Raw genomic sequence first — 14,750 nt, 5'->3', positions numbered from 1 at the left:
ACGCTAAGAATAACCTTGCCGACCTTGAACATTTTGCCACCGCCAGAACATTCGGCGTTGAACAGATCAACAAGCCGGTTGAATCAGCACCCACTCGCAAAGAGCGGTTTAATCGAGAAAGCCGTTCTGCTTCGTCAGGAAGCGACTGGTGCGATCATTTGCATGGTCATATTCACGGTTACTGGTGGCTAACCGCATTGCCGCAATATTTTAAGCGCTTTAGGAAAAGTGAACCGAGCATGCAGCTCTACCTGCTGAAAAAGGATCGTGGTCTGGAGTTCTGCCAACGCGATGACCACGGTGGTTTAAATGCCATTGAGTTAACACTCAATATTAAGCATCAACCGATCAATCTTGAACAACAGAAAAAATTATGGTTACAACGTAACTATGGCGATCTGATTAGCCAATACAGTCAAAGTAAAGAACATGAATTTATCACCTCACTAAAGTTTGGTGAAATCAGCTTGATTAATCGAGGTGAACAAGATGAATACACATATAACGACCAGTTTGGGCTGGTTAAGGTGAAATGATGGAGGGAACGAAAGTGCTAGATCCAGCGATAAGTACCTTTTTTGCCGAACGCAAAGAGGCTTGGCGAAAGAAAAATATCAAAGCGGACATGGAAGAGTGGGAAGTACGCGAAAAAGAGCGAGTCTGCGAACAGCAGTTCCAGCTTGCAAACTGGTTACCCGACGCGGCAAAAAGGGCAGGACAAATATCGTTATCATCACACCCCTGTACATTTAGCCACCCAAGTGCAAGAAAAAATAAAAATGGATATGTTTCGTCGATCATCGCGCAAAACAAAAGCCAAGCTGACGGCTTTTTACGTTCCGGAAATATTAATGTTGAGCTGGATGCATTAGGGAACGCCGCAGCTCTGGATGTACATAAATTCCTGACTTTAGTGATGTTTGATAACCGTCGTCTATTGGAGCACATCGAGCAGGAAAGTGATTTCGCTCAATTATTACTTAATCAACCCAATTGTAATTACCACGAGTTACGAGATGGCTTTTTAAAAATGATTGAGTCTGATGAAGAAGTGGTTTCAAGCTCAAAAATCAAACAGGTTTATTTCCCTATTGAAGATGGTGAATATCATTTGCTTTCACTCTTAACGCATTCAGGGCACTTATTTGAACAACGTAAGCGCATTGATAATCTTCGATTTGGAGAAGAGTTAAAACAAGCAAGAGAGTGTAAGAAATCCAACCAATACCATCCGAACGGGTATCGTGAAATTTTTGGTTTAACCACGATAGGTTTCGGTGGAACGAAACCGCAAAACATCAGCGTACTCAATAACCAAAATGCGGGTAAAGCTCATCTACTCGCATCTGCCCCTCCAGAACTTAAGCCCAGAAACCTACGTTTACCTAAAACCGACTTTTTTAAAGACAGCTTAAATCCTTGGCAGGGGAAAGAAGTATTGGAAGCGCTACATCGCTTATTTAATATCGATTACAACAATATCAATATCCGTGAAGGCAGGGATTATCGGATTCAAGAATATGTTGACCTTGTTATTGATAAAATGTGGCAGGTGAGAATTTTACTCGCAGAGTATCACGGGGAATTGTCTAGCGAATTAAAGGTCGAGCAACAAATCTGGCTTTATCCTCAGTTTGAGCAGCAACGCTTTGAAGATGATGAATGGCTAGACAGTATTATCCGGCAGATCTCTCGCAGCTTAATTAACCACTACCAAAAAGTGATCACCAACCCCGTTTCCTTAGCCGACCAAGAACTATTGGCGATTGAACGCATTGTCACCAACAACAAGGAGGCACTACGATGAGATTGCTCATTTTACCTCATATTAAAATTCATAATGCCAACGCCTTATCGAGCCCTTTTACCATTGGCTTTCCGGCAATGACAGCATGGTTAGGCTTTGTCCATGCGTTAGAGCGCAAACTCAATCAGACGGGATTGGAGGAATTAATGTTCCGTAGTGCCGCCGTAGTGAGCCATCAATTTGATTTACAAACTCATAAAGGCGAAGGAGATTTTGTACATTCGATTATTGGGACAGGTAATCCACTAGATAAGGATGGTTCACGTTCGGCATTTATTGAAGAAGCTCGTTGTCATCTTGACGTGTCGTTAGTGATCGAATGTGATGGTAACGACGATGAATTGGATCACGAAAACTTTGTTGTGCGTCTGCAAGATACGATTGCCACAATGAAAGTAGCGAGTGGTGATGTACTGAGTTTGCAATTGCCATTTCTAACCACAGTAAAAATCGACGATGAGCTAGAAACGGCAAAGCTGCTACGCCAGTTGATGCCCGGCTATTTTTTGCTCGAAAGACGAGATCTGATGATCGAAGCAATGAAACAAGGCCATGACGCTTTAGATGCCTTGCTGAGTCATCTAACAGTCGATCATCATTGTGAACAACTAAAGGATGAGACTGTGGTTTGGCGTAGTCAGAGAAAAACAGCGGGTTGGATTGTGCCGATTGCCACTGGTTTTCAGGGTATTTCGCCATTAGGTGAGGCGAAGAATCAGCGAGATCCATCAGTGCCACATCGCTTTGCCGAAAGCGTGGTCACACTAGGTGAATTTGTTATGGCGTATAAAATCAAGCATCTCGACGACATGCTCTGGCATTACCACTCAGATTTAGAAAATAACCTCTACCTTTGTCAGCAAAACAACCTCATTAATGAACATCAATAAGGAATCAACTCATGGCTAAAAATAACGACACGGCTTCTGTATTAGCATTTGAAAAGAAATTAGTTCCATCCGACGCTTATTTATTTGGCACAAATTGGGAGACGAAAGAACAAATCACTCCATTGTCACTACAAGAAAAATCGGTACGAGGCACCATTTCAAACCGCTTAAAAGCGGCGGTACAAAATGACCCTGTAAAACTTAATGCAGAAGTAGAAAAAGCTAACCTACAAAGGGTTGATGCCTGTGCTTTAGGTCAAGATCAAGACACACTTAAATTGCATTTCACACTCAAAGTATTAGGGGGCTTAGCTCAGCCGTCGGCTTGTAATAATGCCCTATTTAAACAGAGCTATAGCGCAGCAGTGAATCAATATATTGAAAAATATGGATGTTTTGAGCTGGCTAAGCGTTACGCCACAAACTTAGCCAATGCTCGTTTTCTATGGCGCAACCGAGTTGGCGCAGAAGAGATTGAAGTGCAAGTCAAGGCATTGAACAAAGGGGCAGAGCAGGCGTGGACTTTTAATGCTAAACAATTCAGTACTCGACACTTTGATCATAGCGATTCACAGATCAATAGTTTGGCCGACAGAATTGCTCAGGCACTGGCCAGCGAAACGGACCATTTGATGCTGCAAATTGACTGCTACGCTAAGGTGGGTAAAGCCCAAGAAGTGTATCCAAGCGAAGAACTGGTACTAGACAAAGGCAATAGTAAAAGTAAGAAGAGCAAAATCTTGTATGCAGTGAATGATAACGCTGCGATACATTCACAAAAAATCGGTAACGCGCTGCGTTCGATTGATACTTGGTATCCTGATTACAGCTTGCCAGAGCAAACAGCAGGCGCGATTGCGATTGAACCTTATGGTGCGGTTACTAACCTAGGTAAAGCTTTCCGCATCCCGAAAGATAAACAAGACTTTTATACATTTTTTGATAAATGGGCGCGAGGATCAGAGTTATCACGTGAAGAAGATGAGCATTACGTTGTAGCGGTATTGGTGCGCGGTGGTGTTTTTGGCGAAAGCGATAAGTAGGTGGCAATAATGAACTACTACCAAGAAATCACCTTATTACCCGATGTTGATATCTCACTTGGCTTTATCTGGCAAAACGTGTTTCAGCAAGTGCATATTGCCTTTGTTGAACATAAAATTGACGAAAATCAATCGGCAATAGCCATAGGTTTTCCAGAATACGGCAAGGTTGGGTTTCCGCTCGGTAATAAACTGCGTCTGTTTGCTAAGGAGCAAGCGATTCTAGAGAAGTTAGCCATCGGAAAATGGTTAGCTCGGCTGGAAGATTACGCTCATGTTAAAGCCATTAAGCCAGTCCCAACTGAAGTCACTTACGCCAGTTTTATGCGTAAGCACGTAAAATCTCCAGAGAGAATAGAGCGAAACATGCAGCAAAAAGCCACGCTTTGGGCAGCAAAATCAGGTAAACCGCTAGAAGAGTGTTTACTTGAGCTAGAAAAAACCAAACCCACTACGCTTTGCTCTTTACCATTTATTTACTTGCACAGCCAACAAACCAAACAGCGTTCGCCAGAGAAAAACAGCAAATTTACGCTGTTTATCGAAATGCAGCGACAAAGCGCATCACAAGTTGGACAGTTCGATTGCTATGGTTTGAGTGCAAAAGCGAATCGGCAGTCAGCATTGGCTACAGTGCCACACTTTTAAACTGAACTAAAAAGGGTAAGTTTTTACCCTTTATTTTTGCTCTTTAAAAATAATCTTTAAATACAAATAGTTACAGCAGGTGGTTTAAAATAGGGTAAAAATGCATTTTTTGCTCTAACTGCTTGTTGTAACTTATTTTTATGTTGTTATTCTATAGTTCACTGCCGCACAGGCAGCTTAGAAAATCCGTTTCTCTGTTGGGGTGTTCTTAGGTTTCTTCCCATCAATGACTTCTTTACAATGTGTTATTGATTTGAGCCTTGGTGCAACTTAGCCTGGTAGCCCCCACTATGACAGAGAGACATTCATGACTATTCACCGTATTAATCCAAGTAAACGTTGGTCTGACATCACCGTATTCAACGGCATTGCCCACTTTGTGGAAGTGGCTGATAGTGATACAAAAGCCGATATGAAAGGGCAGGTTGAGCAGATCTTAGCCCAAGCCGAGCAGCAGTTAACGGCGATCGACAGCGACAGAAGCCGTGTGTTATCGGTGACGATTTATGTCACATATTTTGCACATTTCGCCGCTTTGAATGAAGTGTGGGATAGCTGGTTTCCAGAAGGATGCGCACCAAGCCGAGCCTGCGTTCAAGCACAACTGGCAAGTCCTGACTATCTGGTTGAAATGGCTTTTGTTGCCGCAGCTGGCCCAAAATTTCAGTAAATACGTTTCTTACGATGTGATGAAAAATGGCGCTACAATTTGCGCCATTTTTTTATCTCAAAGCTTGATGATCTTAAACCTTGTTAACAGGTTATCGGCTTGCATATGAGTGAGTTACGATTCATCGAAATGCTCAGCTTGCTCAAGCCATAATCCATTGATTATGCCAAATGCGCAGGCGAGTAATACGCCAAGAACCCAACATAAATACCACATCAGTCATCTCCTTTAGTACAGCGATACGCTGTGGTTGCGAATATAATCATCATTCAATCGACCGAACATTTTGTAGTAACCCCACGCGGTGTAACTGAGAATAACTGGCACCACTAAGATGGCGACAATCGTGATGATATTGAGTGTTTTTTGGCTGGATGTGGCATCCCAAATCGTCAAACTGTGTGATGGCATTAAGCTTGACGGCATGATCATCGGAAATAGCGCCACGCCTGCTGTTAAAATAATGCATGCAATAGCAAGGCTAGAGAATAAGAAGGCCCAGCCAGATGCTCTTTTCAGGCTTGCCCATATGCACGCCAATAAGCTCGCGATGCCCACGCAAGGGATCAACCACAGCATGGCGTGTGCTTGATAGTTATGCAGTAAATGACGAGCGACGCTAACCACTTCTTTGTGCAAGGGGTTTGAAGCGGCATCCGTGACAATCGGGCTCACGATAATATAACCCGCCATGTTGGCGGCAAAGAATCCGCCGATGAGAAATAAAGCCACCGCAATGCTGGCACTGACCACCGACGCGTTATGGGCTCGCTCACGTAACGCATCACAAGTTTTGAGCTGTAAAAACGTTGCGCCTTGAGTGACGACGATGGCAAGGCTGAGCAGGCCACACAGTAGCGGAAATGGCGTGAATAGATCCCAAAAATGGCCTTGGTAATCAAGCATCAATAAGTTATTGAGCTGAAAAGGGACTCCTACCAATAAATTACCAAAACCAATGCCAAAGATGAGGGGCGGCACAATGCCACTGATGAACAGTGCGTTATCGCACGCCTTGCGCCATGAGGGGTTATCGATTTTTGAGCGATAATCCATACCAATTGGGCGCAGCCATAACGCAGCAAGTAGCAACATCATCGCTAAATAGAAACTAGAAAATGCGGTGGCGTAAACCAGTGGCCAGATAGCGAAAATCGCACCGCCAGCAGTAATCAACCACACTTGGTTGCCATCCCAATGAGGCGCGATACTGTTGATCATCACTCTTCGTTCAACATCACTGCGTCCCAACATGGGCAGTAGCGCTGCAACGCCCATATCAAAGCCATCGGTGATGATAAAACCAATCAATAGCACACCGATAATCGCCCAAGTCAGCAGACGTAAGGTTTCGTAATCAAACATTGTGTTCTCCCTTAATGGTGTACGTGAGATAGAGATCCGTGCCCATCTTGAGTTTCAAAATGGTAACGTCCGGTATGTAGGGCGCTTGGACCGCGTCGAGCAAACTTCACCATCAGGTACATTTCTACCACCAAAAATGCGCTATAGAGTAAGTAAACTAGGCCCAGTGAAATCCATAAATCGCTAGGTGATAGGTTAGATACGGCCATATTAACCGGAAGCACTTCACCGATAGCCCAAGGTTGGCGGCCAAATTCCGCTACAAACCATCCCGCTTCACTGGCAATCCAGGGAAGTGGAATGGCGAATAATGCCGCTTTAAGTAACCAAGGCTGAGTGCCGATTTTTCGCCGACAAAGTTGGATGAAACAGAGCCCAATCACAGCGAACATTGCCATACCGCAGGCTACCATTATGCGGAAGCTCCAAAACAGAGGTGCAACTTGCGGAATGGTATCTTGCGCGGCTTGTTTGATTTGGCTTTCAGTCGCATCAGTTACTTTATCTGTGTATTTCTTGAGCAGAAAACCGTACCCTAAATCCTCTTTTAGCGTTTCAAACTGAGCGATGTTTTGCGGTGAATCGTCACCATTGCGTAAGGCTTCCAATAACCCGTAAGCGAGCATGCCATTGCGAATGCGCTCTTCACTGCGCGCCATCAAATATTTTAAGCCGATGACGGGCTCATCCAATGAACGCGTGGCGATAATACCCATCAAATAAGGGACTTTAATCGCCGCGTCTGTGTGCATGGTTTCTTGGTTAGGTAGCCCAAACAGAGTAAAAGAGGCAGGGGCTTGTTCGGTATCCCACTTGGCTTCAATGGCGGCCAGTTTCACCTGTTGCACTTCACCTAAGGTGTAACCTGACTCATCACCTAGCAATAAAGTGGCGCTAATGGATGCCATGCCAAAAGCGCAAGCCACAGCAAATGAGCGACGCGCAAAGGGAAGGTCGCGCTTTTTCAATAGGTAGTAAGCGCTGATACCCATGATAAACAGTGCGCCTGTGGTGTAACCCGCCGCAACGGTATGCACAAACTTCACTTGGGTTACTGGGTTAAAAATGACCTCAGTAAAGTTGGTCATTTCCATACGCATGGTTTGATAGTTAAACTCGGCGCCGACGGGGTTTTGCATCCAGCCGTTGGCCATCAAAATCCACAATCCAGAAAAGTTAGAGCCTAAAGCGGTTAACCAAGTCACGCTTAAATGCTGACGCTTAGAAAGGCGCTCCCAGCCGAAGAAAAATAATCCAACGAGTGTTGATTCAAGGAAGAAAGCGATTAAAGCTTCAATCGCCAGTGGAGCACCAAAAATGTCACCCACATAATGAGAGTAGTACGCCCAGTTGGTGCCAAATTGAAACTCCATAGTGAGGCCGGTGGCAACGCCAACGGCGAAGTTGATGCCAAACAGCTTGCCCCAAAAACGAGTCATGTCTTTGTAAACGGTTTTGCCGGTCATCACATACAGTGATTCCATGATCGCCAGTAAAAATGATAAGCCAATGGTCAGCGGAACAAAAATAAAATGGTAAAGCGCCGTACTGGCGAACTGGAACCGTGACAGTTCCACCACATCTGTAAGCATAAAGTCTCCCTCCCGCCAGCAAAATGGCAGGTAAGATAGTCAGAGATGAATGTGTGATTGATAACGCCTGCCGCTTGAAGCTGCGGGTGGCAACTTCAAGTTAGTCGGCATCATTAGGTGTTAAGCGGTTTGAGGCGTGCGAGTGAATGGTTTTTTTAGCCAGTAGTCGAGGCTGACGTAGCGGCCACCACCATAAATGAAAAGAACCATCAGCATCACAAAGTAAGTCGCCGCAAATTCCATCCCGTTATTGAGCATCACAGGGTCACCGAGCTCAGTGATGTAGTTGTAGCGGCCTGGGAAATTTACGGCTAACCATTCAATAAATCCATTTAAGCGCACCGTCGCTTCCATACTGCTGGTGGCAATCGCGTCCCAGCCATGTTTCCAGTGCACCATTGCGCTCGCCACACTCATCATGAAAATCATTGGAATCGCCATAATGCGAGTAAAAAGACCAAGTGCAATGCAAATACAGCCGAGCACTTCCGTCGCGGCGGCTAAAAAAGCCAGCAGCTCAGGAAAAGGTAGATTTAAACCACCATCGGCGGTTGAGGCGCCAAACCAGGCAACGGTTCCAGCAAAACCAACCACTTTGGAATGAGCACCGACAAAAATCACCGGCACGAGAAAAAGTCGAATCGCAAGTAGTACTATAAAATCGAATTTTTTAAATTTTTCGATCACGCCATCGTACCAATTGAGGGCTGAATGAATCATAGAGTTTCTCCTAATAAATACAGGCTGATGAGTCCTTGTTGCTGAAACGTTTGAACCCACGCCAAAAAATGGAAGTTGGATAGGTGTTGAGCTATCTGTTGTTCTAGTTGCGTTAGTGACTGCGCTGGGGCGTTTTGAATCATCTGAATCAGGGCGATATCCACTTCTCTGAGTTTTTGTGATACCACTTGATGCGATGCATGACGAAATACCCCGTAACAGACCGTTTTCTGTTCTTGAGTTAGAAAAGTGACCGATTCTGGATGGACAAGAAAAGGCACTTCGACCAGTTTTAACGTTGGGTTAAGCTGTATGAAAAACGCCTCCGGTTGAGCTTCAACATCATCCCACCACACGTTGAGATCCGGCACATGGGCGCTATCCATTTCAGCGTTGAAAACGATCCATTCATATTCAAGCAGTGCGATTTGCTCAGAACTGAGGTTAACATTGGCGTTATGGTTATTTTGCTGTTGGATAAACTGAACAAATTCAGTCGCAATCTGATGGAACTCATGCTCCATAGCACCATGTATTACCAACCATTCGTCCGTAAAAATGTAGAGTGTTTCCTCGTTAAGTTGAGCGCAAAACAGAGGAAAAGTGTGCGTAATGACAGAATAAATGTTCTCTCGAATAAACTCTCGATAACGGCAGGGCGGTTCGCCTTGCGCAATCGGTGAGCGGATCACGCAGGTCAGTGCGTACATTGACATACTCATGTTCATCGGTGGTTTAAGCATGGCTACGCTCCACATCGATAACTAATGATGGCGCTGGCTGCATAATATCGTGATGGATAGTGCGCAACTCTTCAGTCAAAACCACCAGAGGAGGCAGATGATGATCACGTTCAAGCAGCAAAGGACGGCTACCTTGCAGAGCGTAAGAATAACGAGCTAAGTCAATCACCTCTTGCTGTACTGGTTTACCATGGGTATCGAGCAAGAAATCTTCGCGCTCTTTTAAGTGACCGGCGATGTGGTAGTAGCAGATCGCTTCGCTCGGTAAAGTGGCCAGCATGTCAAACGGGCAGTAATTGTGGTTACGGCTATTCACATACACATTATTGATATCAATCAGCAGTTGGCAGCCGCTGCGCTCAACTATCTCAGCAATAAATTCGCCTTCGGGGATCTCCTTGCCGTAACTGTGGTAGTAGGAGATGTTTTCCAGCACCAAAGGGCGTTGCACAATATCTTGAACGCAGTGAATGCGATCGACCAAGTAAGCAATGCTCTCTTTATAGCGCGGGATAGGCAGCAGTTCATACAAGTACCCTTGGGCATCACGCGAAAAGCTCAAATGCTCACTGTAAATGTCGATGTTAAATTCATCTAAAAATGCCGCTACCTTTTTCACAAACGCTTTGTTCAGTGGCTGACCATCGCCAATCGACAAACTCAGCCCATGTGCAACCAGAGGATAGTGCTTTGCTATCTGCTGTAACTGCTCGCGTTTAAGGCCGCCCATATTCATCCAGTTCTCCGGAGCAAGCTCAAGGAAATCAATGTCGGGATGGTCAGGCAACTGGCATAGCAAATCGACGTGTTCGCTACGCAAGCCGATGCCTTTTGAGGTGCGATCTATTGCCCGCATACACCACCAGTGATTTTGCTGTTGGTTAGAGTAATGGTTTCAGCGGAAGGTGTGATTCCCTCTGCGGTTAAGCCGCATTTACCATCTCTGGCGCGTACTAAACGTCCTTGCGGATCGCTTTTTAAATCCTGCTTTTCAAAACGTTTTTCAGTACCACATTTACCAGCCGCGCATTTGCCACCATTTTGCGAGGTGGGTTGCGCACTCACTGGTGCTTCCGTTGACGTTTCGGCAAAGCTCATACCTGAATGCAGAGCAATGGCGGAAGTCATCGCAATAGATAAAGCAATTTTACAATTCATGGGTTATCTCCTTCACGGAACTCATTGGGAAGCTTGAGAGATCACGGGCGGCAATAACTTCGCCGTGATAAAACTGTTTGATGATCTTGGTCGACTCTGACTTATGTTTAAGGCCGACTCCCATCCAGTGATTGAGCACGAGCAGTTTAGGATTGATTTTGGCGGCAATTTCGCCAATCACTGACGGTTTAGCGTGCATAAATGCCGAAACTTCATCGGCTGATTCATGAATTGCCATCGGCATGACTAAGATGTCAGCGCCTTGAGCAAAATCGAGAAATGCTGGGTTACTGCCGTTTTGATCGGCAGAGATAACAATAACGCCCTGCTCACTTTCAATACGATAAGCCAAACATGGCACGTCCCCATGAGGAATACCGAGTGCGTAAATGGTTAAACCGTCTTGTTGATACACTTTAGTTGGTGTGGTGGTTTTGTAAGAAACATCAGTGATGGTGACTGGGAACAAACCATCGCTGCCATCATACAAACCGTTCAAATAAGCGTAAGCGCCATCTTTGCTATTAAAGAGTGCGTCCATATAACCGGTTAAGCTAGGGAAGGCAGATCCCGCTTGCGGCCCTGCAATATCTAGTGGGTCTTCTCGCTTAAAGAAGTAGCCACCTTTGAGCAGCGCGGGCAGGTCGGCGACGTGGTCGGTGTGAAAATGGGTAATGCCTAGAAAATCCAAATCTTCCAGTTTAGAGCCGGATTGGCCAAAGCGCAGATACGCACCGCCGCCAGCATCAATCATGATTTTAGATTTGCCTTTCCACCAAATCACTTCCGCTGAAGAAGAGCGCAGATCATCGGAAATTGGCCCTCCCGATCCTAAAACTTGTAAAGTGAACTCTTTGTCGAGCGGTTCTAACGAGTTTGCGTAAGCACCGATGGCACCGCACGACAAACTGATTGCGAGCACCAGCGCCTTGAGTGGTTGTTTCATGCTGACTACCTTTTGATTGTCTTTTTTATGATATGTGGATACCTAGGGCGAAAAGAGATTTGCGATAAAAGTGCAAGCTTTTTGATTCTCGTCAAGGTGTAGGTGAAAGATATGATTTAGGAGGATGTTTGGTCAATCTTAATTTTCTTACCTATTGGTTAAGGTAAATTGAACAATGTGGTGTGATGCAATGATAAGCCTGTTAGATTCTAGGTTTGCACCGTATAGCTAGAACCAATTAATACACATAAAAAAATAACAAATGTTCTATTTAGAACGGCATCACTCCAGTGTTCAGTGATATTGAACCCACGTTTACTTTTAAGTGATGTTATTTTTGGGTGGTTTTCAATAGGGTAAAGCTATTATTTTTTAACAAATACCTGTGATGTCAGTAATGTTTATGATGAAGATGAAGCCAAGCTATTACGTGATTCCTATGCTTATTGCATTTAATGTCCATGCGGCTGACAGTCAGTGTGATGTGATTTCCAGCCAGTTACACGATGTGAGCAATGGCTCTGAAGAGGTTGAACATTCAGGCGGGTACAGCGTTCGTGACAATCCGCCGATTCGCTGCGCCGAGGTCGTGTTTAAGACCAAACAGAGTTACGACAAAGTGGTTGCTTGGATGAATGATGATTTCACGGCGATTTATGTCGATGGTTCAGAAGTGACGTCTAATATGGTTCGATTTCGAGAAGATGACGTTCAAGCAGGTTACGTTAAAATAAAAGCGAATCAACCGATTAGCGCTTATGTCTGTTTTGGTCAATCGAGTATTCCGATCAACAAAATCGAGTGTAGTGTTCAGTAACTAGCTAACTAGCTAACTAGCTAACTAGCGAACTAACTAGCCGTGAGGTGCGCTGTGCACCTTGAGGTAGTGAGGAAACAATAGCTAAGAGCCATCCTGATAAAGCCCTAACGCGGGGCGGTGCTGAAGCGGGGCTTACTCAAACCTAACGCTTGTTATGGGGCACGGTTATTTTTTGTCATAATTCTTCCGTAATTTGATACATCTTTTTCCTCGGTCTTACAGCTGATGATTGGTACAACTCATTGGCTGCACTGCTGTGGATTTTTCATTTTCATTAATCGATGAGAAGGCTTAGTTAATTTAAGTAAGAAAATCCTCAGGCAGTGAACTTAATTAGGTCGATCAACGTAATTAACAATTAAGTAAATTGTTGTTATTTGATTGCCTAGTATTTTTTGATTGAGGAAAGAGTGATGTTAGAGACCCTCATGTTGTCGCGGATCCAGTTTGCCGCCAATATCAGTTTTCATATTTTATTTCCAACCATTACGATTGCGCTTGCATGGGTGATGGTGTTTTTTAAGTGGCGTTTTGTACGAACGCAAGCTCAGTTGTGGTTGGACTTATATTATTTCTGGGTCAAGATCTTTGCCCTGACTTTTGCGCTCGGTGTTGTTTCTGGTATCACGATGAGTTTTCAATTTGGGACTAACTGGCCAGGATTCATGGAGAGAGTCGGTAACGTCGCTGGGCCATTGTTAGGCTACGAAGTGATGACGGCCTTTTTTATGGAAGCGACCTTCCTTGGCGTGATGCTTTTTGGGCGTGGAAGAGTACCTGAATGGGTGCATACCTTAGCAACCGTGCTGGTGGCGATAGGCACATCACTCTCTGCTTTTTGGATTTTAGTTTTAAATAGTTGGATGCATACACCTGCTGGTTATGAAGTGATTGAAGGCATTGTTCATGTCACCAGTTGGAAGGAGGTTATTTTTAATCCTTCTATGCCGTATCGGCTTGTACATATGTTGCTGGCTTCTTTACTCACCGCAAGTTTTGTCATTGCAGGGATCTCTGCTTACCAATTTTTGCGTAATTCACAACTGGAAGCAGCGAAAGTGGGCCTTAGAGTCGGCATTATTCTCGCGGCCATTGCTATACCAATACAAATTTTTGTTGGTGATTTACACGGCTTAAATACGTTAAAACACCAACCCGCTAAAATTGCCGCGATGGAAGGGGTGTGGGATACGGAGCAAGGAGCACCGTTACTCTTGTTCGCTTGGCCTGATGAAGCCACGCGTAGCAATCACTTTGAACTCGGTATTCCTAAATTAGCCAGCTTGATACTCACACATGACCTCGACGGTGAAATTGTGGGTTTAAATCAATTTGCACCGGATCATCCCCCGGTTAAGCCACTGTTCTTCGGCTTTCGAATTATGGTCGGAATTGGCGTGCTGATGCTGCTAGTGAGTTGGTTTGGTGCATGGCGTTTAATTCGTAAAAAAACCTTACCCAAGTTCTATCTTTATACCGTTGTCGCGATGACGTTTTCGGGATGGGTAGCCACATTAGCAGGGTGGTATGTTACTGAAATTGGCCGTCAACCATGGCTTGTTAGTGGTGTATTGCGTACTTCTGATGCGGTCACTGCGATTGGAAGTGGTTCTGTTGTGCTGTCATTAGTGATGTATTTAACCATTTATGCCGTACTGCTAGTTGCTTATATCCATACACTGTTTTATTTAGCAAGGCAGTTCTCTACAGGCATAACGATTCAACCGATTGACGAGCAAAAGGCACCATTATGATCTCTTATCTACCGGAAATTTATCTTTTATTGCTTGGTTTTAGCGTTTTCATGTATGCGGTACTTGATGGTTATGATTTGGGTGTCGGTATTTTATTACCCCAAAATAATGAGCAACAGCGCGATAGAATGATCGCCTCAATTGGTCCTTTCTGGGATGCCAATGAAACATGGCTAGTGCTAGGCGTTGGTATTTTATTGATTGCGTTTCCAAGTGCACATAGCTTGATTTTGACAGAGCTGTATTTGCCCACCGCACTGATGCTGATCGCATTGATTATGCGTGGTGTAGCGTTTGATTTCCGTGCAAAAGCGAAAGCGGATCATAAAGACCACTGGGACTTGTGTTTTAAAACCGGTTCTTTACTTGCCGCATTAACCCAAGGTTACATGATTGGACGGTATGTGATGAGCTTTGAGGAATCGATGCAGGCTTATGGCTTTGCACTACTCAGTTCGCTGTGCGTGACGGCCGCTTATGTTTATATCGGTGGAGCTTGGCTGGTGTTAAAGACCGAAGGCGCGTTACAAATTCGAGCGGCGCGCTGGTCACGCCGCGCGGGTTGGTTGGCCGCGCTGGGTATTTTCTCAGTCA

General features: G+C 44.8%; 16 protein-coding genes and 1 pseudogene. 9 read left to right on the top strand and 8 right to left on the bottom strand.

What is annotated here, in order from left to right:
- The 6 genes and pseudogenes from VOR_RS18830 to VOR_RS0102625 form a co-directional block, all read left to right on the top strand.
- Nucleotides 1-536, top strand: a pseudogene (locus VOR_RS18830) (type I-F CRISPR-associated helicase Cas3f); the annotation flags it as partial.
- Nucleotides 533-1,807: a type I-F CRISPR-associated protein Csy1 gene (gene csy1 / locus VOR_RS0102645; protein ID WP_244187257.1), complete on the top strand. Its 1,275-nt coding sequence runs from the start codon at nucleotides 533-535 to the stop codon at nucleotides 1,805-1,807. The pseudogene VOR_RS18830 and the gene csy1, both read left to right, overlap by 4 nt.
- The gene (gene csy2, locus VOR_RS0102640) at nucleotides 1,804-2,697 is read left to right on the top strand and encodes a type I-F CRISPR-associated protein Csy2 (RefSeq protein ID WP_010318158.1); all 894 of its coding nucleotides are present in this window, start codon (nucleotides 1,804-1,806) and stop codon (nucleotides 2,695-2,697) included. The genes csy1 and csy2 overlap by 4 nt, the downstream gene beginning before the upstream one ends.
- An 11-nt stretch (nucleotides 2,698-2,708) precedes the next feature.
- Entirely contained in the window at nucleotides 2,709-3,740 is a 1,032-nt protein-coding gene (gene csy3, locus VOR_RS0102635) for a type I-F CRISPR-associated protein Csy3 (RefSeq protein WP_010318157.1), read from the top strand.
- A 9-nt stretch (nucleotides 3,741-3,749) separates the two neighbouring features.
- Nucleotides 3,750-4,388 (top strand): type I-F CRISPR-associated endoribonuclease Cas6/Csy4, encoded by a 639-nt coding sequence (gene cas6f / locus VOR_RS0102630; protein ID WP_010318156.1) that lies wholly within the window; start codon nucleotides 3,750-3,752, stop codon nucleotides 4,386-4,388.
- A gap of 307 nt (nucleotides 4,389-4,695) precedes the next feature.
- Nucleotides 4,696-5,058 (top strand): RidA family protein, encoded by a 363-nt coding sequence (locus VOR_RS0102625; protein WP_010318155.1) that lies wholly within the window; start codon nucleotides 4,696-4,698, stop codon nucleotides 5,056-5,058.
- Nucleotides 5,059-5,172: 114 nt separating this feature from the next.
- On the opposite strand, the gene cydX is transcribed toward VOR_RS0102625, so the two are convergent.
- From cydX to VOR_RS0102585, 8 genes are all read right to left on the bottom strand, one after another.
- A complete protein-coding gene (cydX, locus tag VOR_RS18195; protein WP_010318154.1) occupies nucleotides 5,173-5,274 on the bottom strand; it encodes a cytochrome bd-I oxidase subunit CydX in 102 nt (33 codons plus the stop codon).
- Between the two features lie 12 nt (nucleotides 5,275-5,286).
- Nucleotides 5,287-6,423, bottom strand: coding sequence for a cytochrome d ubiquinol oxidase subunit II (gene cydB / locus VOR_RS0102615; RefSeq protein WP_010318153.1), 1,137 nt, complete (start codon nucleotides 6,421-6,423; stop codon nucleotides 5,287-5,289).
- Between the two features lie 11 nt (nucleotides 6,424-6,434).
- Complete coding sequence (locus VOR_RS0102610) at nucleotides 6,435-8,015, bottom strand: cytochrome ubiquinol oxidase subunit I (RefSeq protein WP_010318152.1); 1,581 nt, start codon at nucleotides 8,013-8,015, stop codon at nucleotides 6,435-6,437.
- Between the two features lie 120 nt (nucleotides 8,016-8,135).
- Entirely contained in the window at nucleotides 8,136-8,735 is a 600-nt protein-coding gene (locus tag VOR_RS0102605) for an HvfX family Cu-binding RiPP maturation protein (RefSeq protein WP_010318151.1), read from the bottom strand.
- Nucleotides 8,732-9,478, bottom strand: coding sequence for an HvfC family peptide modification chaperone (locus VOR_RS0102600; RefSeq protein ID WP_010318149.1), 747 nt, complete (start codon nucleotides 9,476-9,478; stop codon nucleotides 8,732-8,734). Before VOR_RS0102600 ends, VOR_RS0102605 begins: the two co-directional genes overlap by 4 nt.
- Nucleotides 9,471-10,334, bottom strand: coding sequence for an MbnB/TglH/ChrH family RiPP precursor modification enzyme (locus VOR_RS0102595; RefSeq protein ID WP_010318147.1), 864 nt, complete (start codon nucleotides 10,332-10,334; stop codon nucleotides 9,471-9,473). Before VOR_RS0102595 ends, VOR_RS0102600 begins: the two co-directional genes overlap by 8 nt.
- On the bottom strand, nucleotides 10,322-10,636 hold the full coding sequence (locus VOR_RS0102590) for a hypothetical protein (RefSeq protein WP_010318146.1): 315 nt from the start codon (nucleotides 10,634-10,636) through the stop codon (nucleotides 10,322-10,324). The genes VOR_RS0102595 and VOR_RS0102590 overlap by 13 nt, the downstream gene beginning before the upstream one ends.
- On the bottom strand, nucleotides 10,626-11,582 hold the full coding sequence (locus tag VOR_RS0102585) for an MBL fold metallo-hydrolase (RefSeq protein WP_010318144.1): 957 nt from the start codon (nucleotides 11,580-11,582) through the stop codon (nucleotides 10,626-10,628). Before VOR_RS0102585 ends, VOR_RS0102590 begins: the two co-directional genes overlap by 11 nt.
- A gap of 397 nt (nucleotides 11,583-11,979) precedes the next feature.
- Here VOR_RS0102585 and VOR_RS0102580 point away from each other — a divergent pair, with 397 nt between their 5' ends.
- The 3 genes from VOR_RS0102580 to VOR_RS0102570 form a co-directional block, all read left to right on the top strand.
- Nucleotides 11,980-12,399 carry a hypothetical protein gene (locus tag VOR_RS0102580; RefSeq protein WP_010318142.1) on the top strand — a complete coding sequence of 140 codons (420 nt, stop codon included), beginning with the start codon at nucleotides 11,980-11,982 and terminating at the stop codon, nucleotides 12,397-12,399.
- 416 nt (nucleotides 12,400-12,815) lie between these two features.
- Nucleotides 12,816-14,156, top strand: a complete 1,341-nt coding sequence (locus VOR_RS0102575) for a cytochrome ubiquinol oxidase subunit I (RefSeq protein ID WP_010318140.1) — start codon at nucleotides 12,816-12,818, stop codon at nucleotides 14,154-14,156.
- Nucleotides 14,153-14,750 (top strand): cytochrome d ubiquinol oxidase subunit II (locus VOR_RS0102570; RefSeq protein WP_010318138.1); only part of this gene is annotated, 598 nt, incomplete at its 3' end. The genes VOR_RS0102575 and VOR_RS0102570, both read left to right, overlap by 4 nt.

This window comes from Vibrio ordalii ATCC 33509 (genome assembly GCA_000257205.1).
Lineage (GTDB): Bacteria > Pseudomonadota > Gammaproteobacteria > Enterobacterales > Vibrionaceae > Vibrio > Vibrio ordalii.
The sequence above is the reverse complement of the archived record's forward strand: the minus strand, read 5'-3'. Positions and strand labels throughout refer to the sequence as shown.